General features: G+C 71.4%; 21 protein-coding genes. 12 read left to right on the top strand and 9 right to left on the bottom strand.

Annotated features, from left to right (window positions below; genetic code table 11):
* Positions 1–9: 9 nt before the first annotated feature.
* The 4 genes from BAY60_RS32920 to BAY60_RS32905 form a co-directional block, all read right to left on the bottom strand.
* Entirely contained in the window at positions 10–663 is a 654-nt protein-coding gene (locus BAY60_RS32920; RefSeq protein ID WP_112285274.1) for an RES family NAD+ phosphorylase, read from the bottom strand.
* Positions 664–703: 40 nt separating this feature from the next.
* Positions 704–1288: a MerR family transcriptional regulator gene (locus BAY60_RS32915; RefSeq protein WP_112285273.1), complete on the bottom strand. Its 585-nt coding sequence runs from the start codon at positions 1286–1288 to the stop codon at positions 704–706.
* Positions 1289–1474: 186 nt separating this feature from the next.
* Complete coding sequence (locus BAY60_RS32910) at positions 1475–2374, bottom strand: hypothetical protein (protein ID WP_112285272.1); 900 nt, start codon at positions 2372–2374, stop codon at positions 1475–1477.
* 48 nt (positions 2375–2422) lie between these two features.
* Positions 2423–3118 (bottom strand): helix-turn-helix transcriptional regulator, encoded by a 696-nt coding sequence (locus BAY60_RS32905; protein ID WP_112285271.1) that lies wholly within the window; start codon positions 3116–3118, stop codon positions 2423–2425.
* Between the two features lie 43 nt (positions 3119–3161).
* Between BAY60_RS32905 and BAY60_RS32900 the strand changes: the two genes are divergently transcribed.
* The 7 genes from BAY60_RS32900 to BAY60_RS32870 all read left to right on the top strand — a co-directional run bounded on the left by BAY60_RS32900 (position 3162) and on the right by BAY60_RS32870 (position 9050).
* Positions 3162–3563: an NUDIX hydrolase gene (locus BAY60_RS32900; protein ID WP_112285626.1), complete on the top strand. Its 402-nt coding sequence runs from the start codon at positions 3162–3164 to the stop codon at positions 3561–3563.
* A gap of 178 nt (positions 3564–3741) precedes the next feature.
* The gene (locus tag BAY60_RS32895) at positions 3742–4494 is read left to right on the top strand and encodes an ABC transporter permease (RefSeq protein ID WP_112285270.1); all 753 of its coding nucleotides are present in this window, start codon (positions 3742–3744) and stop codon (positions 4492–4494) included.
* A gap of 153 nt (positions 4495–4647) precedes the next feature.
* The gene (gene betT, locus BAY60_RS32890; protein ID WP_425466498.1) at positions 4648–6798 is read left to right on the top strand and encodes a choline BCCT transporter BetT; all 2151 of its coding nucleotides are present in this window, start codon (positions 4648–4650) and stop codon (positions 6796–6798) included.
* Between the two features lie 79 nt (positions 6799–6877).
* Positions 6878–7210 (top strand): ArsR/SmtB family transcription factor, encoded by a 333-nt coding sequence (locus tag BAY60_RS32885; RefSeq protein ID WP_112285269.1) that lies wholly within the window; start codon positions 6878–6880, stop codon positions 7208–7210.
* A complete protein-coding gene (locus BAY60_RS32880; protein ID WP_112285268.1) occupies positions 7207–7602 on the top strand; it encodes an SRPBCC family protein in 396 nt (131 codons plus the stop codon). The genes BAY60_RS32885 and BAY60_RS32880 overlap by 4 nt, the downstream gene beginning before the upstream one ends.
* Positions 7599–8588 carry an SRPBCC domain-containing protein gene (locus BAY60_RS32875; protein WP_245992912.1) on the top strand — a complete coding sequence of 330 codons (990 nt, stop codon included), beginning with the start codon at positions 7599–7601 and terminating at the stop codon, positions 8586–8588. Before BAY60_RS32880 ends, BAY60_RS32875 begins: the two co-directional genes overlap by 4 nt.
* Before the next feature lie 33 nt (positions 8589–8621).
* On the top strand, positions 8622–9050 hold the full coding sequence (locus BAY60_RS32870; RefSeq protein ID WP_112285266.1) for a pyridoxamine 5'-phosphate oxidase family protein: 429 nt from the start codon (positions 8622–8624) through the stop codon (positions 9048–9050).
* Between the two features lie 13 nt (positions 9051–9063).
* Here BAY60_RS32870 and BAY60_RS32865 read toward each other — a convergent pair whose 3' ends face one another.
* From BAY60_RS32865 to BAY60_RS32855, 3 genes are all read right to left on the bottom strand, one after another.
* On the bottom strand, positions 9064–10302 hold the full coding sequence (locus tag BAY60_RS32865) for a M14 family metallopeptidase (protein WP_112285265.1): 1239 nt from the start codon (positions 10300–10302) through the stop codon (positions 9064–9066).
* A gap of 171 nt (positions 10303–10473) precedes the next feature.
* Positions 10474–10956 (bottom strand): ribonuclease HI, encoded by a 483-nt coding sequence (gene rnhA, locus BAY60_RS32860; protein ID WP_170160635.1) that lies wholly within the window; start codon positions 10954–10956, stop codon positions 10474–10476.
* 18 nt (positions 10957–10974) lie between these two features.
* Positions 10975–11748 (bottom strand): polysaccharide deacetylase family protein, encoded by a 774-nt coding sequence (locus tag BAY60_RS32855; RefSeq protein WP_112285264.1) that lies wholly within the window; start codon positions 11746–11748, stop codon positions 10975–10977.
* Between the two features lie 271 nt (positions 11749–12019).
* Between BAY60_RS32855 and BAY60_RS32850 the strand changes: the two genes are divergently transcribed.
* Positions 12020–12262: a hypothetical protein gene (locus tag BAY60_RS32850; RefSeq protein ID WP_146771121.1), complete on the top strand. Its 243-nt coding sequence runs from the start codon at positions 12020–12022 to the stop codon at positions 12260–12262.
* A 35-nt stretch (positions 12263–12297) separates the two neighbouring features.
* Here BAY60_RS32850 and BAY60_RS32845 read toward each other — a convergent pair whose 3' ends face one another.
* Positions 12298–12975: an MBL fold metallo-hydrolase gene (locus BAY60_RS32845; RefSeq protein ID WP_112285262.1), complete on the bottom strand. Its 678-nt coding sequence runs from the start codon at positions 12973–12975 to the stop codon at positions 12298–12300.
* A 110-nt stretch (positions 12976–13085) separates the two neighbouring features.
* Between BAY60_RS32845 and BAY60_RS32840 the strand changes: the two genes are divergently transcribed.
* The 3 genes from BAY60_RS32840 (at position 13086) to BAY60_RS32830 (ending at position 17717) form a co-directional block, all read left to right on the top strand.
* Positions 13086–14273: an acyltransferase family protein gene (locus BAY60_RS32840; protein WP_245992911.1), complete on the top strand. Its 1188-nt coding sequence runs from the start codon at positions 13086–13088 to the stop codon at positions 14271–14273.
* Positions 14274–14338: 65 nt separating this feature from the next.
* Positions 14339–17206 (top strand): excinuclease ABC subunit UvrA, encoded by a 2868-nt coding sequence (gene uvrA, locus BAY60_RS32835; protein ID WP_112285261.1) that lies wholly within the window; start codon positions 14339–14341, stop codon positions 17204–17206.
* 70 nt (positions 17207–17276) lie between these two features.
* On the top strand, positions 17277–17717 hold the full coding sequence (locus BAY60_RS32830; protein WP_112285260.1) for an SRPBCC family protein: 441 nt from the start codon (positions 17277–17279) through the stop codon (positions 17715–17717).
* A 99-nt stretch (positions 17718–17816) separates the two neighbouring features.
* Here the strand turns inward: BAY60_RS32830 and BAY60_RS32825 are convergent, their stop codons facing one another.
* A complete protein-coding gene (locus BAY60_RS32825) occupies positions 17817–19130 on the bottom strand; it encodes a cation:dicarboxylate symporter family transporter (protein ID WP_112285622.1) in 1314 nt (437 codons plus the stop codon).
* A gap of 161 nt (positions 19131–19291) precedes the next feature.
* Here BAY60_RS32825 and BAY60_RS32820 point away from each other — a divergent pair, with 161 nt between their 5' ends.
* Positions 19292–20896, top strand: coding sequence for a sensor histidine kinase (locus BAY60_RS32820; RefSeq protein WP_112285259.1), 1605 nt, complete (start codon positions 19292–19294; stop codon positions 20894–20896).
* Positions 20897–20925: the final 29 nt, after the last annotated feature.

Genomic DNA, 20925 nt, shown 5'->3' with positions numbered 1-20925 from the left:
AGGCGGGCGTCAGTTGAGCATGAGGTAGTTGAGTTCGTCGCAGACCCGGCTCAGCGGCACGTCGAGGCCAGGGTGGTCGAGAGCCAGCAGCACGTCCGGCGACGAAGGCAGCGCGCCGCCGGCGGGCGGGTCCCACAGGCAGATCGCGGGTGCGCCGGAGTCCATCGACGACCGGTACCAGACGCCGTCGAGGTCGCCGAACGCGCCGCGGATGGCGCGGGCCCACGCCTGCGTGATCTTCTTGGGGCCGCTGGAGATCTCCTGGGACGCGCCGACCCGCGTGGGCCACAGCCCGCTGAGGTCGAGCAGTCGCAGCGTCCGCGCGGGCCGGACGATCACCAGATGCGGTCCGCGCGTCTTGCGGTCGACCGTGGACGTGGTCTGGAACACCTCCGCGACGCTGGTGCGCACGGACAGCCCGAAGTAGAGGACGCCGTTGCGCGGATCGGTCACCGGCTCACCGTGGCGCGGCTGCTGCTGGTCGAACCGGCCGTGGGGCAGCGGGCCCGTGTAGCGGAAGGTGTCCCAGCGCTGGGGGTGGTTGCCGTGCGCGGTGAAGATTCGGACCAGCCTGGTGGCCGGGTGGACCGCCACGATGTCCTCCGTCGGGCGCAGCTCGTCGCGCAGCACCGTGCGCGACGGCGGCAGGGGCAGCCGGGCCATGAACTACGACGTCGCCGTTCCTCGTGCTCTCGTGGCGGGTTCAGACCGGGGTGCCGAGGGTCGCCGCGAGCTCCGCGACCCGCTCCGGATCGCCGCCCGCGAGTAACCACTGCCTCGGGGTGGCCTCCTTGCCGTTGATCACGAGGTCGGTCTGCGGGGTGCTCATGAACGCCGCGACGACGAGCACGGGCTGGTCGCGCGGCACGGCGCGGAGCACGACCTCCAGCCCGGGCAGGACGCTGGTGGGCGTGAACTGCCAGGCAGGCAGGCGCCAGCCACCCTGGTCCTTCCAGCCGGTGAGCCTGCTCTCCTTGAGCCGGTGCCGGATGCGGCTGTCGTCGACGCCGAGCCGCCTCGCCGCCTCGCCGACGGTCAGCGAGGAGTCGGCCAGCACGGCATGCTCGGCGACGGTGCGCGCCCGGTAGTCCCGCTCGCCGTCCCGGCGCGGCGTGAGGTCGAGGCCGGCCTCGGTGAGAGCCTCGCGCTGGTCGGTGGAGAAGTAGTGCGACGGGTCCGGATTCGCGGGCGAAAGCCTGCGCGCCGCGTCCTCGACCAGTGCCAGGAACTCCGAGGGGCTGACCTTCAGGCCTGCCCTGGCGAGTACGTTCTCGAGCGCGACAGTCATGCGCATAGATTAACCCGGGTGTGCGGGTTCGTGCGCTGTTGCCGCCAAGAATGTGTGCGGATTCACCAAGATCGATACGCACCGCACAACACCAAACACAGTGCGTAGGGAAGCTGCTTAGTGTGGCTGCGCCGGCGACCGTTGTCCAGGGCCGATCCCAGCGCCGACTCCAGCGCCGGGTCGCGGTCAGTGCGCGGCCAGGATCCACGCCGACCGCACGGTGCGCACCCCGCGCCACTCCAGCGCGGCGGCCGGACCCGGTGGCTCCCACGGCACCGGCCAGCCGCCGTCCGGGCACTGGGCGGCGGCCAGCGCACGCAGGTGGGCAGCCACCGCGTCGTCCGGGATGAACGCGCGCAGCGGATTGTCCGGCAGCGGGGCGAGATCCACCGGGGTCAGCCCGTAGCCCTCGCCCGGGTAGAGCTGGAACAGGCTCAGCTCGCCGAGCCGCCCACCCAGCGCCGCCAGCCGTGGCCGCGCCCAGTCCTGGTCCGGTGACGCGGCGAGGAAGCGCAGGACGTTGGCGGCGGTGTGCCCGTCCGGCCGGTCGTCGAGCGCCTCAATCCGCTCGCGGCAGAAGGTCTCGGCCGTGTCCAGCCACGGGTCCGCCACGCCCGCCGCGCGCAGCCGGGCGACGATGCCCGCGGTGGGGTTGAGAGCGGGCGGGAACTCGCCGTCGCCCCAGTGCGCCGCACGCGGATGGGCGGCGACCGTCGGCAGCACGATCGGCAACCCGCCGTCGGGTGCGGCCACCGAGGCCAGGTACGGAACGAGACCGCGGGCGAACGCCGCCACCCGGTCGCGGACCCCCTCGTCGGCGCCTGCCTGCGACGCCAGCACCAGCTCGGTCACCTCCAGCGCGAAGTCCGCGGCGAGCGGCTGGCTGTCCGGGGCGCGCACGTCGGGCTCCAGCGCGTGGCCGAGGCCCCCGTCGGGATTGCGGTGGCCGGAGAGCAGGTCGAGGACGGCGCAGGCGGAAACCACCGGGTGCGGTTCACCGAGCAGTAGGTCGCCGAGCCTGCGCTCCAGGGGCCGGGCATGCGTGCGCAGGAACGCCAGAGCGCGGGTGCGTGGGGAATCGTCCATGCGGCCCAGGCTGCCGGACCGCGCGCCCGGGGGTCTTGAACGGATCGGTCAGCCCGCCCGCACGGCCTGGCCGAGCGGGAAGTAGGCCCGTGGCGTGGCGCCGGTCAGCTCCCGGCAGTCCCTGGTGAGATGCGCCTGGTCGGCGTAACCGGCCTGTGCGGCGAGCGTGGCGAGGCCGGTGACGCGCGGGGCCAGCGCGATCGCCCGTTGCAGCCGGGCCACGCGCAGGTACGTGGCCGGGCCGTAGCCCACCGCGACGGTGAACCGGCGGCGCAGCTGCCGCTCGCTGGTGGGTAGCCCCGCGAGCGCGTCGGCCACCCTCGGCACACCCCCGCCGAGCCGGGCGAGCAGGGCGTCCACCTCCGGGTCGGGCCGCGGCGCGAGCCGCCGCGCCACGACCTCGGCGAGAGCGGCGGGCCGCTCCCGCAGCAGCTCGGCCGCGGCGGCGCCGTCGCGACCCCAGAGCTGTTCCAGCGGCACCCGCCGGTCGGTCAGCTCGTCGGCGGCCACACCGAGGGCGCTCGGGGCCCGGCCCGGCCGGAACCGGATGCCGTGGATCTCCGGGGAGGCCAGGCTGGCCTGCCATGCCCGCGTGTCCGGCCCCGCCACGAACACCAGGTCACCGGCCACCATCAGATCGAGGCAGCCGTCCGGGACGATCGGCTTCGACGCGCCGATCCTGGCCCGCCACACGCACCGCACCACACCGCGCAGGTGCGGCGGAGGTGGCAGCTCCCGGTACATGCCCCCATGATGCCGTGCGGGTACGACAGTTAGCGTGAGTGCCGTGCCGACCGCGATCGACAGCCTGGCCTGGGTCCTGGTGCGCGACCGCAGGTTGCTGTCCGTGCGCACCGAGGGCAAGAGCCGGTTCTACCTGCCAGGAGGCAAGCGGGAGCCGGGCGAGAGCGACGTCGCCGCCCTGTGCCGGGAGATCCGCGAGGAGCTGGGCGCCGAGCTCGACCCGCTGAGCTTCAGCCTGTTCGCGGTGCTCGACGAGCCCGCCGACGGCTACTCCGACGGGCGCAGGGTGCACATGACCGCCTACACGGCGCGACATCGCTGTGAGCTCGCCCCTGCCCGGGAGATCGCCGAGCTGGCCTGGCTGACGGCGGCCGACGCGCACCAGTGCCCTCCCGCGGGGCGCAGGGTGCTCGCCCTGCTCGCGAGCGAAGGCCTCATCGACTAGCGGGCCGAGGCCCGAGGTCGCGCCGGGCCCCGGTGGCGAGCCGAAGGTGACCGTGGGTACGGGTTCGGTGCCCAGGGTCACCGTGGCTCGGCGGGACTCGTCGGCAGGCGAGGGCGTCCTCAGTGGACGGCGCCGCCCCGCCGAGCCGGGCCGGGCGGGAGCGGGCAGGATCGTTGCCGTGCGGGAAGGTTCGATCGTCACCGGTCCGGCGCTGATCGCCGTGCTGGTGCTGCTGCTTCTGCTCACGGCCGCCGTGGTGGGGCGCGGCGGGCTCGGCTCCTGGCGTGCCGTGCTCGTCGCGGGAGCGCGGGCGGCGGTGCAACTGGCCGCCGTGTCGCTGGTGATCGCGGGCATCCTCCGGTCGGGGTGGCTGACCACGGGGTTCGTGCTGCTGATGTTCGCCGTCGCCACCGCCACCTCGGCCCGCCGGATCGGGGCCGCCCGCGACGTGCTGTGGACGGGGCTCGCCATCGGGGGCGGTGTCGCGCCGGTGCTGGCGGCGGTGCTCGCCGCGGGTGTGGTGCCGCTGCGGCCGATCGCGGTGGTGCCGATCGCCGGGATCGTCATCGGCGGCGCCATGACGGCCACCTCGCAGGCGGCGCGGCGCGCGCTCGACGAGTTGCGGACCCGCTACGGCGAGTACGAGGCCGCGCTCGCGCTCGGCCTGCGCGAGCGCGACGCCGCACTGGAGATCTGCCGTCCGTCGGCGGGTTACGCGCTGATCCCCCCGCTCGACCAGACCCGAACGGTGGGTCTGGTCACCCTGCCGGGCGCCTACGTCGGCGTCCTGCTCGGCGGTGCGGGGCCCGTGCAGGCCGGCGTGACCCAGCTGCTCGTGCTGATCGGGCTTCTCGCGGCGGAGGCACTGGCCGTGCTCATCGCCGTGCACCTGGTCGCGGCCGGCCGCCTGCACGTGCGATGGCGCGACTGAGCCACGAAGCGGCTCCACAAAGGACTCACCGGCTGCCGTGCGGTGCCGGTGACAGGTGTGTCGCCCGCTCGCGGCGGACAGATGGCACCATATAGCCCCGGTGCATCGGACACCAGCAGGCTGTCCAAACCGTGACCAGGAGAGGTGATCGGCGTGTCAACGACCGGCGACAGTGGCGACACGGTGACTTCCGGCGGCGGCGTTCCCGGCAACGGGACGACAGAATCGGGCGACGACGGCCGCCGGCTCAAGCCGGTCGTCTTCTTTGGATCGTCCGCGTTGATCCTCGCCCTGTCGATCTGGGCGATCATCACACCGACGGGTGCCTCGGACACGATCGGCACCGTCGTGGGCTGGATCTCGAACGGCTTCGGCTGGTACTACTTCCTCGCCGCGACGCTGTTTCTGGTCTTCGTGGTGTTCGTCGCGGTGTCCCGCTACGGCACCGTCAAGCTGGGCCCGCAGCATTCCAAGCCGGACTACGGGCTGTTCGCCTGGGCGTCCATGCTGTTCGCGGCGGGCATCGGCATCGACCTGATGTTCTTCTCGGTGTCGGAGCCGGTCGCCCAGTACCTGGCGCCGCCGGAGGGTTCCGCGGAGACGGTCGAGGCGGCGCGGCAGGCGATCGTGTGGACGCTGTTCCACTACGGCATCACCGGCTGGGGCATGTACGCCCTGATGGGCATGGTGCTGGGCTACTTCGCGTTCCGGTACCGGCTGCCGCTGGCGATCCGCTCCGCGCTGTACCCGATCATCGGCAAGCGCATCCACGGGCGCATCGGCGACGCCGTGGACCTCGCCGCCGTTCTCGGCACGGTCTTCGGCATCTCCGTCTCGCTGGGCATCGGCGTCGTCCAGCTCAACTACGGCCTCAACTTCCTGTTCGACCTGCCGGAGGGCGTCCCGGCGCAGATCGGGCTGATCGTGCTCGCCGTGTTCATGACCACCGTCTCGGCGGTGGCGGGCGTCGACCGGGGCATCCGGCGGCTGTCGCAGCTCAACGTGGTGCTCGCGATCGTGCTGATGATCTACGTGTTCATCGCCGAGGACCCGATCCGGCTGCTGAACGCGCTGATCCTCAACATCGGCGACTACGTGGCGCGCTTTCCCGGCATGACACTGAACACGTTCGCCTACGACCAGCCGACCGACTGGCTCAACGCGTGGACGCTGTTCTTCTGGGCGTGGTGGATCGCGTGGGCGCCGTTCGTCGGCATGTTCCTCGCGCGCATCTCGCGCGGGCGCACCATCCGGCAGTTCGTGGCGGCGACACTGGTCATCCCGTTCCTGTTCACGCTGACCTTCCTGTCGATCTTCGGCAACAGCGCGCTGAGTGTCGTGCGGTCGGGCAACCAGCAGTTCGGCGAGAGCGCCATGAACGTGCCGGAGCAGGGCTTCTACTCGTTGCTCGCCCAGTACCCCGGTGTCACGTTCAGCGCAGGACTCGCCACCATCGTCGGCCTGCTGCTCTACGTCACCTCGGCCGACTCGGGCGCGCTGGTGATGGGCAACCTGAGCTCGCGGCTGCCGACGCCCATCACCGACGCGACGCCGTGGCTGCGGATCTTCTGGGCGGCGGTGACCGGTCTGCTGACGCTGGCCATGCTCCTCGTCGGCGGCGTCGAGGCGCTGACCAACGCGACGATCGTCATGGGCCTGCCGTTCTCGTTCGTGATGTTCATGATCATGTGGGGCCTGTACAAGGCGCTCCGCGTGGAGCGTTTCCGCCAGGACGCCCTGCAGGCCACGCTGCCGTACTCGCTGTCGGAACGCACGACGCTCCACGGGCACGGCGCCGAGCGGAACTGGCGGCAGCGGCTGGCCCGCGTGGTCAGCTATCCGGGCAGGCGCGCCGCGAACCGCTTCGTCGACGAGGTGGGCAGGCCCGCGCTGACCGCGGTCGCCGAGGAGCTGCGCGCCAAGGGCGTCGACGCGGCGTGCTCCGAGGCCGCCGACGAGGCGACCGGCATTCCGATGCTGGAGCTGCGGGTGCCGATGGGCGCGGAGGAGGAGTTCACCTACCGGCTGCTGCCGAGCGAGAAGCCGACCCCGGTGTACGCGATGCGCTCGGTGGCCGAGCACGACAAGTACGTGCGGATCGAGGTGCACCTCAGCGAGGGCAGCCAGGGCTACGACGTGCTCGGCTACCACACCGACCAGCTCATCGGCGACGTGCTCGACCAGTACGAGCGGCACCTGGAGTTCCTGCGGCTGCACCGCGAGATGGCGGCGGGCTCCCGGCTGCCCGACCACGGGCCGGGCACGGCGGAGGTGCAGCCCCCGCTGGAGGACGAGCCCCGCTGACAGCCGGGCAGGGGCCCCGCCTGCACGGGCGGGGCCCTTGCTCTTGCGCCGTATATGCCTGTCTGGATATATTCCGGGCATGGCAACTACGTTCGAGGTGCTCGCGGAGCCCCGCAGAAGGGAGATCCTCGATCTCCTGCGTGACGGGGAACGCGTGGTCGGGGATCTCGTCGACCGGCTCACACTGGCCCAGCCCGCCGTCTCGAAGCATCTGAGGGTGCTCAGAGACGCCGGGCTGGTCGACGTGCGGCACGACGCCCAGCGCCGCTGGTACCGGTTGCGGCCGGAACCGCTGCTGGAGATCGACGCCTGGCTCGCGCCGTACCGCCGGTTCTGGGAGGACCGGCTCGACGCCCTCGAACGGCACCTGGACACGATGCCCGACGACCCCGCACGGAAGGCCGAGCGATGACCGAGACCCTGCGCTTCGAACGCCACCTGGCGCACCCTCCCGAGAAGGTGTGGCGCGCCCTGACCGAGCCCGCGCACCTGAGCGCGTGGTACCCGATGCAGGTCGTCGACCTGGATCTGCGGGCCGGCGGCGCCATCCGCTTCCGCGACGAGGAGGGCACCGAGTTCCGGGGCGAGGTCACGGAGGTCAACCCGCCGAAGCACTTCGCGTTCCGCGAGTACGACCCGGAGACCGGCGAGCACGACGCGCGCTTCGAGCTGGCACCGGACGGCGAGGGCTGCGTGCTGGTGTTCACGCACTCGTTCGTTCCCGGCGACTGGGCGGCGCAGGTCGAGATCGGCTGGAACCGCTGCCTCGACGCCCTGCCCGCGGTGCTGGAGGCGATCGCGTGAGCGGCGAGCCACTCGGATCACTGGACACAGTGGATGGACGGCCGGTGCTGCGGTTCGAGCGCAGGCTCGCGCATCCGCCGGAGAAGGTGTGGCGTGCCGTCACCGAACCCGCCGAGCTGGCGCACTGGTTTCCCGCTGCCGTCAGCGGGCGGCCCGCGCAGGGAGCCACGCTGGAGTTCGGCTTCGGCGAGAGCACTGACTCCACTGTGGACTATTCCGAGGGCACGGTGACGGAGTTCGACCCGCCTCGCGTCTTCGAGTTCCGCTGGGCAGGCTCGACGCTGCGCTTCGAGGTTGTTCCCGACGGCGAGGGCAGCCGGCTGCTGTTCAGCCACACCCTCGACGGGGCCACCACCGCAGGCGACCGGCCGTCCGCCGCCCGGCAGGCACCCGGATGGGACGCCTGCCTCGCCGCCCTCGCGGCGCGCCTGGACGGGCACTGGGCGCCGGAGCCGGATCAGCGGTGGTTCCTCGAGCGCGCCGAACGCTACGTCGAGGCGTTCGGCCTCGGCCGGGGCGAGGTCCGGGACACCGGCGACGGCTTCCTGCTCCGGTTCGAGCGCGACCTCGTGCAGGACAGGGACACGGTGTGGGCGGCACTGGCCGAGGGGGACGAGCCCGCGATCGGTGAGCCCGCGCCCGTGCGGTTCACCCACGGCTACGTCGAGCCCGGTGAGGTGATCGCCGTCGAACCGCGGCGGATCGCCGAGTACGGGTGGCGCCACGACGGTGAGCAGGCCGGCCGGGTGCGCGTCGAACTGCGGGAACAGGAACCGGTCGGCACCCGGCTGGTGGTCACGCAGACCGTGCCGCACCGGTTGGCGGAGGTGCGGGCCACGCTGCTCGCCGCATGGCAGACGCACCTGGAGCTGTTGTTCGCCGCGCTGCACGGCGACGTGCGGTGCCCGTGGCCCGCCGAGCGCACCGAGCGGTTGCGGGCCGACTACGCGCGGAATCTCCGCGCCGGGGCCGGTGTTGGGAGCTGATAGCAGCCACACCGAGCGAGGGAGAACCGGCCGATGTCGTCGTTCGTCATGACCGCCGAGGAACGTGAGTCCTTCCTGTCCGGAGTGCACATCGGTGTGCTCGCCGTCGAGCGGGACGGCCGGGCGCCGCTGGCCGTGCCGGTCTGGTACGACTACACCGGCGGCGAGGTGCTGATCTGGATGGAACGCGACACGGTCAAGGACAGGTGCATCCGCAAGGCGGGCCGGTTCTCCCTGCTGGCGCAGTCCGAGCAGCTGCCGTACAAGTACGTCACCGCGGAAGGGCCCGCCGCCGTGGATACCGAGCCGCCGTCCCGGGAGCAGGCGCTGACCATCGCGCGCCGCTACCTTCCGGAGGACGACGCCGTCGCCTACGTCGACAGTGCCCTCGGTGACAGCTCGATCCTGGTGCGCATGCGGCCCGAGAAGTGGCTCAGCAACGACCAGGGCAAGACGGCATGACGGGCGGCAGGGCTTACGCACCCGCCTCGGCGAGCAGGATGTCGACGGCCTCGTCGTTGCGGGCCGTCTGCGGCGCGATCTGCTCGTCGGGTGGGTAGAAACCGTCGAGGCCGCCCGCGCCGCGCGGGTACATCTCGAAGGTGAAGCTCAGGATCTTGTGCTTGCCCCACATCCAGTCGTTCACCGTGCCGTCGGTGACGTAGAGGTCGCTCGACTGCTGGGGGGTGTAGCCGTTGCTGGCCGCCATCTTCCTGCCGACCTCGGCGAAGCGCTGGGCTTCCTCGGCCGTCATGCCCTCGGCCGTGTCGTCGTGGGTGTAGCCGAAGGGCCACAGCACCAGCTCCGAGTACGTATGGAAGTCGATGTGCGCGGTGATCTGCTGCGTGCCGTCGACGACACGGGAGTCGACGAAGCCGGCGACCGCGCGGGTCTCCGGCGCGGAGAACGGCGACGGCCCGCGGTAGGTGTCCGAGGCCGGGTTGCCGCTCGATCCGCCGCAGCAACCCCACCGGTAGTCCCAGTTGCGGTTCAGATCCGTGCCCGCGCCCTGCCGGTTCTTGCGCCAGCCCCGGTACTCGCCCCCGGCGATGTCGTACTCCGCGCCGTCCGGGTTGACGCTCGGGATCACGAGGATCTCGCGTGTGTCGACGAAGTTCGTGACGGCCGGGTCGCTGCCGTAGCCCTCGGTGAAGCGCTGCACGATGTGCAGGCACATCTCGGTGGTGAGGTGCTCGCGCGCGTGCTGGTTGCAGGTGAACAGCACCTCCGGCTCGGCCTCGTCGGTGCCCGCGTTGTCGCTGATCTTCAGCAGGTGCAGCGCGCGTCCCTGGGCCGAGGTGCCCACGCTGGACAGCCGGGTGATGCCGGGGTGCTCGCGTGCGGCGGCGCTCAGTTCCTCGGACAGCTCGGCGTAGGTGTGGTAGCCCTCGTCGCCGGCGGGGAAGTCGCCCGCTGTCCGCTTGCCCGCGCCGCGTTCGGCCAGCAGCGCGTCCACGTCGCCGATCTCGGAGAGAGGCAGACCGCCGGCGCGCAGCTCGCGTGCCTGCGCGGGACTCGCCACGACGGTCACCGTGCCGTCGCGCACGCCCAGCACGTCGGCACCCGACCTCGCGATGGTGTCGCGTTGCGCGCTGTCGGTGCCCCGCACCTCGTACAGCACGCGGTCGGGCGGCTGCGCTCCCGCGGGCGTGGCGGCGCCTGCGAGAAGCAGCAGTGCCGCGGCGGCGGCGAGCATCCGGCGTGTCGTCCCCATGAAGCCAGGCTGGCGAGGTGGAGGGTTGACGGCAACCCGCCGAAAGTGGGGAAGTGCCCACGCTGCGCGAGTCCTGCGTTCATGCCCGCGAGTCCTGCGCTCCGGCCCGCGAGTTCTGCGTTCACGCCCGCGAGTTCTGCGTTCAGTCGCGCGAGTCCCGCGTTGCGAGACTCAGGCGCCCGCCGCGCCGACGGCGGCAGCCTTGCCCGCGGCCTCCTGCGCGCCCCGCACGGCGAGCCGGTCGGCGCGTTCGTTGTCGGGATGCCCGGCGTGGCCCTTGACCCAGTGCCACTCCACCTGGTGTCCGCCGACGGCGGACTCGAGCCGCTGCCACAGGTCGGCGTTCTTCACCGGTTCGCGTCCCGCGGTCAGCCACCCGTTGCCTTTCCAGCGAGCGAGCCAGCTGGTGATGCCGTTACGGACGTAGCTGCTGTCGGTGTAGAGCCGGACGATCGAGGGCCGGGTCAGCGTCTCCAGCGCCCGGATGGGAGCCATCAGCTCCATCCGGTTGTTCGTGGTGGTGGCCGGTTCGCTGCCGTACAGCTCGCGCTCGTGCCTGCCATAGCGCAGCAGTGCGCCCCAGCCGCCCGGACCCGGATTCCCGCTGCACGCGCCGTCGGTGTAGATCTCGACGATCCCGGAATCCTGCCCCACGCGGCGACCCTAGCAAGCTCAGCCGGGAAAGCCGAAGCCGTAGCCCTGCTCGGCGAGCCACGGCAGCAGCCGGGTGAGCGCCTCGATGGTCTGGTCGCGCCGCCCGCCGCCGTCGTGCAACAGGATGACCGAGCCCGGTTCCACCGACTGCTGCACCGTTTCGACGATGCGGCCGGCGCCGGGCAACGTCCAGTCCCGTGTGTCGACCGTCCAGCCGAGCGGCCGCATCCCGTGGCGCGCCGCCACGGCGTTCAGTCTGGGCGAGAAGTTCCCGCCCGGCGCGCGAAAGTAGTCGATGGGCGCGTCGTCGCCGGTCGCGAGCACCAGGTCGGTCCAGCCGCCGACGATCTCCGCGGTGATCCGCCGCTCGCCGCGGGTGCGGAGCCGCTGGTCGTGGGTGACCGTGTGGTCGCACAGGCGCATCCCCGCGGAGACGACGGCGCGGACCAGCTCGGGATGCCGGCGGGCCTCGGTGCCGACCATGCAGAACGTGGCGACAGCGTCGTGCTTGGCGAGCAGGTCGAGCACGCGCGGCGTGTAGCGGGGATCGGGGCCGTCGTCGAAGGTCAGCGCGACGAACCGGCCGTCGCGGGCGGTGTCACGCACCGCCTCGCCGGTGTTGCGCGCGGGAGTCTCGCGCACCGTGGCGGCGTTGCCGACGGGCTGAGGGGCCGGTGTGCTCTCGGCAGGGGAACGCCACGCGGAGACGCCGAACGTGGTCACCGTGACCACCGACAGAATCAGCACGCCCCAGCGATAGCAGTACGGCGGGCGGAACACCCGATAGCGCATGAGGCTGCACGATAGAGTGAAGCAATTATCGAATGAGTGACAAAACATGCGCGTGTCGTGAAAAGCGTGCACGTTTTGTCCACTGCGAGGCACTGCGGCCATTCCGGCAGCGCGACAGCCCGAGCAGCACGGCGGTAACCTCACGCGCCGTCGGGCGATAGCTGGGGCGTCGGCACATCGACACGGCTACGCGGCGTGTCGCACAGCCGCGTTTTCCGCCCCGGCCGCGCACCCGGTACCCGCTGCCCGAGAGGAACACCGCATCGTCGCGATGCCTGCTGTGGAGGGGCAGAACCTCATGCTGGCCATGGAGGCCATGGACGGCCTCGGCCTCACCAATGTCGTGCCGTTGCCTGCTGACGGCCACGCCTTCGTGGCGAACCCCACCAACTGGGTGATCGTGGCACAGGATCGCGCGCCCGGAACCCGGATCAGCACGTCCGACGAGGCCACGGTGCACGTCGCGAAGACCGACGAAGCCGAGTCGAGCTGGTGCGGCGACGGGGACTGCTGACCGGGTTCCTCGCTGGCCGGGCTCCCGCGCGCAGCTCACCAGCCGCGCTCGCGCCACTCCGGTACCTTCGGACGCTCGGCGCCGAGCGTCGAGTCGTCGCCGTGGCCGGGGTAGAACCACGTCTCGTCCGGCAGTTCGCCGAACACCCGCTGCTCGACGTCGTCGATCAGCGAGGCGAAGTCCTCCGGCGAGTTGGTCTTGCCGACCCCGCCGGGGAACAGCGAGTCACCGGTGAACAGGTGCGGGTGGCCACCCGGGTCCCGGTAGAGCAGCGCGATCGAGCCCGGCGTGTGCCCGCGCAGGTGAATGACCTCCAGCGTGCAGTCGCCGACGGCGATCGTGTCGCCGTGTTCGAGGAAGTAGTCGGGCGGCACCGGCAGCGGCTCGGCGTCGGCGGGGTGCGCGGCGGTGTAGGAGCCGTTCGCTCCCGCCACCGCGCCCAGCGCCTGCCAGTGGTCCGGATGCTGGTGGGTCGTCACGATCGTGCGCAGCGCGGGACGGTCCGGGCCGTGCCCGATCAGGTCCGAGATCCGCTCCGAGTCGTTCGCCGCGTCGATCAGCAGCGCCTCGTTGGTGGCCCGGCAGACCAGCAGGTAGGCGTTGTTGTCCATGGGGCCGACCGAGAGCTTGGTGATGGTCAGCGCGTCGAGGGTGCGCCGCGTGGCGTCCCCTCCCGGCTCGACGTGACCGGTGTACTCCTCAACGACGTTCACCCGGCCCACCGTAGTAGGTCGGCGTTGCCCGTTCGAGGGTGTGCCCGGGCCTTTCGCTAGGGTGCGGCGACCACACCAAGCCGCACAAAACCGACACCGGGGGACATCGGGTGAGCGCATCGTCAGCCCGCACGGGGCCGACGTCGTCGCGGCGCCTGAGCTGGGACGTCATCCGCGTGGTCGCGCTGCTGTTCGTCGTCACCGGTCACGTCACCGGCGTGGCCGCACGGGTACCCGGCATCGAGGCGTACCCGTTCTCGGTGAACGTCGGCTTCGGCACGGTCACGCTGCTCGTGCTGTCCGGCTACTTCATCGGCCCGACCCTCCGCCGCGGCAGCCCGGGGCGCTGGCTGCGCGCCCGCCTGGCCCGGCTGCTGCCCGCCTACCTGGCCGCGTTGCTGCTCGTCTACGTCGTTGCCCGCTGTGTGGTCGTCGGGTTCAACGGCTGGCGGCACCAGCCCGGTGTGCTCGGCCTGCTGTTCCTCGACCCGGTCCGTCCCGACGTCGCCGCCCCGGGGACGCTGCCGCCGTGGCACGTGCCGGACCTGGCCGACCTTGCCCTGCACGCCACGCTGCTGCACCTGTGGAACCCCGACGTCTACCACCGCATCGACGGCTCCTGGTGGACCATGCCGGTGCAGGTGCTGGCGTTCACGGCCGCCGCCCTGCTGTGGCGCGCCGGATGGCAGCGGCGGGTGCGCCCGCAGACGGCGCTGTGGACCGTGCTCGGTGTGTCCGCCGTCTCACCCGTTCTGAGCCTGGTGCTGGGTCACCTGCCGACGGCCAGTGGCCTGTTCTACGCCCACCTGTTCGCCGTCGGCCTCGCCATCTGGCTGTGGCAGCGGGGCCGGCTCACCAGCGGCCACCTGCTGGGCATGCTGCTGGCCACGGTGGCGCTGCACGCGCTGCGGACGAGCCCGCCCACGGTGGCCTCCGTGATCGGTTTCACGATCATGCTCGCGCTGATGTGTCTCGCGGCGCGGGGCCCCGACTGGGACGTACCCGGTCTGGGCGCGCTGCGCCGCCCGATCTCGTGGCTGGCCGGGATCGGCTTCGGTGTCTACCTGGTGCACCAGGCGCTGGGCTACATGGTCGCGAGGGTCCTCTCCGAGGCAGGCGTCTCGCCGTGGTGGTTACGCTTGACGGTGGTCGTCGCCTTCGCGGTCCTGTTGGGCTGGCTGGTGACGGTCCTTGTCGAGCGACCGGCGTACCGTGTGCTCACCGGCCCGCGCGCCGACCGGACCAAGGCGCCCCGGCCGGGCCTCGAGCCACCGGTTTCTGTCGGTGGTGCGACCTAGCATGGTGGCGGCCGAGGACTGAGCACTGTCGTCGGCACTCCACAGACCAGTGAAGGGACCTTCGGGTGGCTGATCGCCTTGTAGTCCGCGGCGCCCGCGAGCACAACCTGCGCGGCGTCGACCTCGACCTGCCGCGAGACAGCATGATCGTGTTCACCGGGTTGTCCGGCTCCGGCAAGTCCAGCCTGGCGTTCGACACGATCTTCGCCGAGGGCCAGCGGCGCTACGTCGAATCGCTGTCCGCGTACGCGCGCCAGTTCCTCGGCCAGATGGACAAGCCCGACGTCGACTTCATCGAGGGGCTCTCGCCCGCGGTCTCGATCGACCAGAAGTCCACCTCGCGCAACCCGCGCTCGACGGTCGGCACCATCACCGAGGTCTACGACTACCTGCGCCTGCTCTACGCCCGTGCGGGCAAGCCGCACTGCCCGCAGTGCGGCGAGCCGATCAGCAAGCAGACGCCCCAGCAGATCGTCGACCAGGTCCTCGACATGGAGCAGGGCACCCGGTTCCAGGTCCTGGCGCCGGTGGTGCGTGGCCGCAAGGGCGAGTACGTCGACCTGTTCTCGAACCTGCAGCAGCAGGGCTACGCGCGCGCCCGCGTCGACGGCGTGGTGCACGCGCTGACCGACCCGCCGAAGCTGAAGAAGCAGGAGAAGCACGACATCGGGGTCGTCATCGACCGGCTCACCGTCAAGGCCAGCGCCAAGCAGCGGCTCACCGACTCGGTGGAGACGGCGCTGCGCCTTGCCGACGGCCTGGTCGAGCTCGAGTTCGTGGACCTGCCCGAGAACGACCCCCACCGGATGCGCGGCTTCTCGGAGAACCTGGCCTGCCCCAACGGTCACCCGCTCGCGATCGAGGACCTGGAGCCGCGCTCCTTTTCCTTCAACTCACCGTACGGCGCGTGCCCCGAGTGCACCGGCATCGGCGTGCGCAAGGAGGTCGACCCCGAGCTGGTCGTGCCCGACGACGAGCTGTCGCTGGCCGAGGGCGCCATCGCCCCGTGGGCGGGCGGGCAGAGCGCCGACTACTTCCTGCGGCTGCTGGAGTCACTGTCCGAGACCATCGGCTTCCGGATGGACGCGCCGTGGCGCAAGCTGCCCGCGAAGGCGCAGAAAGCGGTGCTGCACGGCGTCGACGAGCAGGTGCACGTCCGCTACCGCAACCGCTACGGCAGGCAGCGCTCCTACTACGCCAACTTCGAGGGCGTCATCCCGTTCCTGGAGCGGCGGCACGAGCAGACCGAGTCCGACTACGCCCGCGAGCGCTACGAGGGCTACATGCGCGAGGTGCCGTGCCCGGCCTGCCAGGGCACGCGGCTCAAGCCGGAGATCCTCGCGGTCACCCTCGAGCACGGCGAGCACGGCCAGCGCTCGATCGCCGAGGTGTGCGCGCTGTCGGTGGCCGAGGCCTCGGAGTTCCTCGACGGCCTCGTGCTCGGCAAGCGCGAGACCATGATCGCCGGCGCGGTGCTCAAGGAGATCCAGGCCCGGCTGCACTTCCTGCTCGACGTCGGGCTGGACTACCTGTCGCTCGACCGCGCGGCGGGCACCCTCTCCGGTGGCGAGGCGCAGCGAATCCGGCTGGCGACGCAGATCGGCTCCGGACTCGTCGGCGTGCTGTACGTGCTGGACGAGCCCTCGATCGGCCTGCACCAGCGCGACAACCACCGGCTGATCGAGACGCTCAGCAGGCTGCGCAACCTCGGCAACACCCTCATCGTCGTGGAGCACGACGAGGACACCATCCGCTCCAGCGACTGGGTGGTCGACATCGGCCCCGGCGCGGGGGAGCACGGCGGCAGGATCGTCCACAGTGGACCCTACAAGAAGCTGCTGCGCAACAAGGAGTCGATGACCGGCGACTACCTGTCCGGCCGTCGCGTCATCGACATCCCGCCGATCCGCCGCCCGGTGGACAAGAAGCGCCAGCTCACCGTGGTGGGCGCACGCGAGCACAACCTGCGCGGCATCGACGTGTCGTTCCCGCTGGGCTGCCTGATCTCGATCACCGGTGTGTCGGGGTCCGGCAAGTCGACCCTCGTCAACGACATCCTCGCCACGGTGCTGGCGAACAAGCTCAACAACGCGCGGCAGGTGCCGGGCAGGCACACCCGCGTGCGCGGACTGGACCACGTCGACAAGCTCGTGCGCGTCGACCAGTCGCCCATCGGCCGCACCCCGCGGTCCAACCCGGCGACCTACACGGGCGTGTGGGACCACGTGCGCAAGCTGTTCGCCGCCACCACGGAGGCGAAGGTCCGCGGCTACCAGCAGGGCCGGTTCTCGTTCAACGTCAAGGGCGGGCGCTGCGAGGCGTGTGCGGGCGACGGCACCATCAAGATCGAAATGAACTTCCTGCCCGATGTCTACGTGCCGTGCGAGGTGTGCAAGGGCGCACGGTACAACCGGGAGACGTTGGAGGTCCACTACAAGGGCAAGACGGTCTCCGACGTGCTGGACATGCCGATCGAGGAGGCCGCCGAGTTCTTCGAACCGATCAAGGCGATCCACCGGCACCTGCAGACGCTGGTGGACGTCGGCCTTGGCTACGTGCGGCTGGGCCAGCCGGCGCCGACGCTGTCCGGCGGCGAGGCCCAGCGCGTCAAGCTGGCCAGCGAGCTGCAGAAGCGCTCCACCGGCAAGACCGTGTACGTGCTCGACGAGCCCACCACCGGCCTGCACTTCGAGGACATCCGCAAGCTGCTCGGAGTCATCAACGGCCTGGTGGACAAGGGCAACACGGTGATCGTCATCGAGCACAACCTCGACGTCATCAAGACGTCCGACTGGATCATCGACATGGGACCGGAGGGCGGCTCCGGTGGCGGCCTCGTCGTCGCCGAGGGCACGCCCGAGCAGGTCGCCGAGGTGGAGGAGAGCTACACCGGGCAGTTCCTGCGGCCGATCCTCACCGGCGCCGGGTCGTGAGCCGACCGGGAACACCGGGGACATGGTCGAACACGTCCGGAAGCAGGGACGTGGAGCGGATAATGGACAGGTGTCGCTGACCCGCTACCGGTTCCGGACAACCTGGACGATCGGCGCGCCGGCTTCCGTCGTCTTCGCCACCGTCGTCGACCTCGCCGCCTACCCTCGCTGGTGGCCTGACGTGCGCTCCGTGCGGCGCATCGACGACGACACCGCCGAGCTCGTCTGCCGGGCCACCCTGCCCTTCGCGCTCACCCTTCGCGTGCGGCGGATGGAACAGGACGCCGCCGCCGGACGGCTCGGCGTGACGCTGTCCGGTGACCTCGAAGGCTCGCTCACCGGGCGGGTGCTGCCGAACGGCCACGGCACGCACCTGCACATCGTGCAGCACGTGGTGGCGGCCAAACCGCTGCTGCGCGTCTTCTCCCCGGTGGCTCATCCGCTGTTTCGCGCCAACCACGCGGCGATGATGCGCCGCGGCCTGCGCGGCCTGCGGGCCTGGCTCAGCTGAGCAGGGCAGGAGCCGGGCCGGGCCCGCGATCACGGGCCCGGCCCGGTCCCCGGCGCCGGTCGGGGGAGGGGGGACACCGGCGCCGGACTCCGGCACGCGTCAGGCGGGCGCCGGCTGCTTCACCGGCTCGGTCTCCTGACGCGGGGCTTCGTGCTCGTCGAGCAGCGTGGCCTCGTTGAACGGATCGCCGCCCGCCAGGACCCGGTCGGCCTGCCCTCGGTCGAAGCCCTTGGTCCACACGCCGATGAGCACGGTCGCGATCGCGTTGCCCGCGAAGTTGGTCAGCGCGCGGGCCTCCGACATGAACCGGTCGATGCCGAGGATGAAGCCCACGCCGTCGACCAGCTCGGGCCGGTGCGACTGGAGCCCGCCCGCGAGCGTCGCGATGCCCGCGCCGCTGACCCCGGCGGCGCCCTTCGAGGCGATCACCATGAACAGCAGCAGCGAGATCTGCTCGCCGAGACCGAGCGGGCTGCCCTGCGCGGTCGCGATGAACAGGGTCGCCATCGTCAGGTAGATCGCCGTGCCGTCCAGGTTGAACGAGTAGCCGGTGGGCACGGTGATGCCGACCACCGGTTTGCTCACGCCCAGGTGCTCCATCTTCGCGATCAGCCTCGGCAGCGCCGACTCCGACGACGAGGTGGACACGATCAGCAGGAACTCCCTGCCGAGGTAGCGCAGCAGCTTGAACACGTTGATCCGCGCGCCCAGCCACAGCACGGTGCCGAGCACGCCGAAGACGAACAGCAGGCAGGTGGCGTAGAAGCCGAGCATGATCACGGCGAGGCTGCGCAGTGCCGCCCAGCCGGTCTCGCCGACCACGGCCGCGATGGCGCCGAACGCACCCACCGGCGCCGCCCACATGATCATGGCCAGGATGCGGAAGACGAGCCGCTGGATGTGCTCGACGCCGCGCCGGATCGGCTCGCCTGCCGGGCCGAGCTTCTGCAGCGCGAACCCGGCCAGCAGCGCCACCAGCAGCGTCTGCAGCACCGAGCCCTCGGTGAACGCCGAGACGAGCGTCTCCGGGATGACGCCGAGGAGGAAGTCGACGGTGCCCTCGCCCTCCGACGCCTGCTCCTGCACCTTGGCCACGGACTCGGGGTCGAGCTGCAGGCCCTCACCCGGGTGCAGGATGTTGCCCACCACCAGGCCGATCGCCAAGGCGAAGGTGGACATCAGCAGGAAGTAGCCGAGCGCCAGCACCCCGACCTTGCCGACCTGCGCCGCCTTGGCCACCGAGCCGATGCCGAGGACGATCGTGCAGAAGATGATCGGGCTGATCATCATCTTGATGAGGCTGACGAAACCGCTGCCCAGCGGCTTGAGCTCCGCCGCGAAGTCCGGGGCGGCGAACCCGACGATCACGCCGAGCAGCACCGCGGCGATCACCGCGAGATAGAGGTAGTGCATCCGGTCGCGGCGCCTTGGCGCCGGGCCGGCCGCGATCGACGGCTCAGGCAACATTGCCTCCTCGTGGGGACGACTGGGAATCACGACGACTATGGGCACCGTCACCACCGCGGTCACGGTTGTGTTCATTTCGTTCGCCGGACGCTGTGCTGTCATGAGGCATGCGTGTTTCCCGGGGCAGGGGCTGGAGCCTGGCCCGCCAGCTGCTCCTCCTGCAGGTCGTGCTCGTCGGCGCCCTCGTCGGCGGCGGCGCCGCGCTCGCCTACGCCGACGCCGCGCAGGCCGCGGAGGACAAGGCAGCCGAAGAGGTGACCGCGGTCGCCGCGACGCTGGCAGGCTCGCCCGGTGTGCGTTCCGCCGTGCAGGACCGGGACCCGAGCGTGCGGCTGCAGCCGGTCGCCGAGCGGGTCCGTGCCGACACGGGCGTCGACTTCATCACGATCATGAACCCGCGCGGCATCCGCTACACCCACCCGAATCCGGCGCTGATCGGCCGGCGGTTCCTCGGCCACACCGGACCCGCCCTGCGCGGCAGGCTCTTCACCGAGACCTACACCGGCACGCTCGGGCCTTCGGTGCGGGCGGTGGCGCCCGTCCTCGACCGCACCGACGGCGGTGAACGGCGGGTGGTCGCGCTCGTCGCGGCAGGCATCACCGTCCAGGCGATCTCCGCCGAGCTCGGGGAGCGGATCGAGGCCCTGCTGGCCGTCGCGGGCGGTGTGCTCGTGGTCGGTCTCGGTGGCAGCTACCTCGTGAGCGCGCGGCTGCGCAGGCAGACGAGAGGCGTGGCGCCCGCCGAGCTGAGCGAGATGTTCGAGTACTACCAGGCGATCCTGCATTCGGTGCGGGAGGGACTCGTGCTCGTCGGCAGGGATGGCAGGGTCGTGCTGTGCAACGACGCCGCCCGCGAGCTGCTCGCCCTGCCCCGTGACGTGAGCGGCGTGCCGGTCGCCGAACTCGGGCTCGCGGCGGACCTCGCCGCCACGTTCACCGCCACCGAGCCGCGTAGTGACGAGCTGCACGTCACCGAGACCCGCGTCCTGCTGGTCAACACGATGCCGGTCCGCTCAGCCGACCACGCCATGGGCAACGTCGTGACCCTGCGCGACCACACCGAGCTGCAGACGCTCACCGGTGAGCTCGACACCGTGCGCGGCTTCGCGGAGTCGCTGCGCTCGCAGGCCCACGAGTCGGCGAACCGGCTGCACGCCGTGGTGTCGCTGGTGGAGCTGGGCCGCACGGACCAGGCGGTGCGGCTGGCGACCGAGGAGCTGGAGACCGCGCAGCAGCTCACCGACCGCGTGGTGGGCGCGGTGTCGGAGCCCGTGCTCGCCGCGCTGCTGCTGGGCAAGTCCAGCGAGGCCAGCGAACGCGGAGTCGAGCTGGTGCTCACCGACGACACGGTGGTGGCCGACACCGAGCTGGGCGTCGACTCGCGGGACCTGATCACCATTCTCGGCAACCTCATCGACAACGCCGTCGACGCGGCGATCGAGGGCTCCGCCGGGCGCGGAGCGCGGGTGACGGTGACGGTCCGCGCCGACGACGGCGAGTTGCTGCTGCGGGTCGCCGACAGCGGACCGGGCATCGCGGCGGGCACGGCGAACGAGATCTTCCGCAAGGGCTGGTCCACCAAGCCCGGCGGCGAGCGGGGCCGGGGGCTGGGGCTCGCTCTCGTGGGGCAGGCCGTGCGCAGGCACGGCGGCACCGTGGAGGTCGGCAACCACGACGGCGCCGTGTTCACGGTTCGCATCCCGCTGCCGTGAGCACGCGCCCGACCTGCGACGATCGTGGC

The sequence above is a fragment of the Prauserella muralis genome (genome assembly GCF_003202285.1).
GTDB classification, from domain to species: domain Bacteria; phylum Actinomycetota; class Actinomycetes; order Mycobacteriales; family Pseudonocardiaceae; genus Prauserella_B; species Prauserella_B muralis.
This window is presented reverse-complemented; position numbering and strand designations above follow the sequence as displayed.

What these genes read in the sequence shown, in the direction of transcription:
- BAY60_RS32920 (WP_112285274.1), bottom strand. Translation starts at nt 663, where the DNA reads ATGGCCCGGCTGCCCCTGCCGCCGTCGCGCACGGTGCTGCGCGACGAG.
- BAY60_RS32915 (WP_112285273.1), bottom strand. Translation starts at nt 1,288, where the DNA reads ATGACTGTCGCGCTCGAGAACGTACTCGCCAGGGCAGGCCTGAAGGTC.
- BAY60_RS32825 (WP_112285622.1), bottom strand. Translation starts at nt 19,130, where the DNA reads ATGCACTACCTCTATCTCGCGGTGATCGCCGCGGTGCTGCTCGGCGTG.
- BAY60_RS32850 (WP_146771121.1), top strand. Translation starts at nt 12,020, where the DNA reads ATGCCTGCTGTGGAGGGGCAGAACCTCATGCTGGCCATGGAGGCCATG.
- BAY60_RS32905 (WP_112285271.1), bottom strand. Translation starts at nt 3,118, where the DNA reads ATGTACCGGGAGCTGCCACCTCCGCCGCACCTGCGCGGTGTGGTGCGG.
- BAY60_RS32910 (WP_112285272.1), bottom strand. Translation starts at nt 2,374, where the DNA reads ATGGACGATTCCCCACGCACCCGCGCTCTGGCGTTCCTGCGCACGCAT.
- BAY60_RS32885 (WP_112285269.1), top strand. Translation starts at nt 6,878, where the DNA reads ATGGCAACTACGTTCGAGGTGCTCGCGGAGCCCCGCAGAAGGGAGATC.
- BAY60_RS32870 (WP_112285266.1), top strand. Translation starts at nt 8,622, where the DNA reads ATGTCGTCGTTCGTCATGACCGCCGAGGAACGTGAGTCCTTCCTGTCC.
- BAY60_RS32880 (WP_112285268.1), top strand. Translation starts at nt 7,207, where the DNA reads ATGACCGAGACCCTGCGCTTCGAACGCCACCTGGCGCACCCTCCCGAG.
- BAY60_RS32865 (WP_112285265.1), bottom strand. Translation starts at nt 10,302, where the DNA reads ATGGGGACGACACGCCGGATGCTCGCCGCCGCCGCGGCACTGCTGCTT.
- BAY60_RS32820 (WP_112285259.1), top strand. Translation starts at nt 19,292, where the DNA reads ATGCGTGTTTCCCGGGGCAGGGGCTGGAGCCTGGCCCGCCAGCTGCTC.
- BAY60_RS32855 (WP_112285264.1), bottom strand. Translation starts at nt 11,748, where the DNA reads ATGCGCTATCGGGTGTTCCGCCCGCCGTACTGCTATCGCTGGGGCGTG.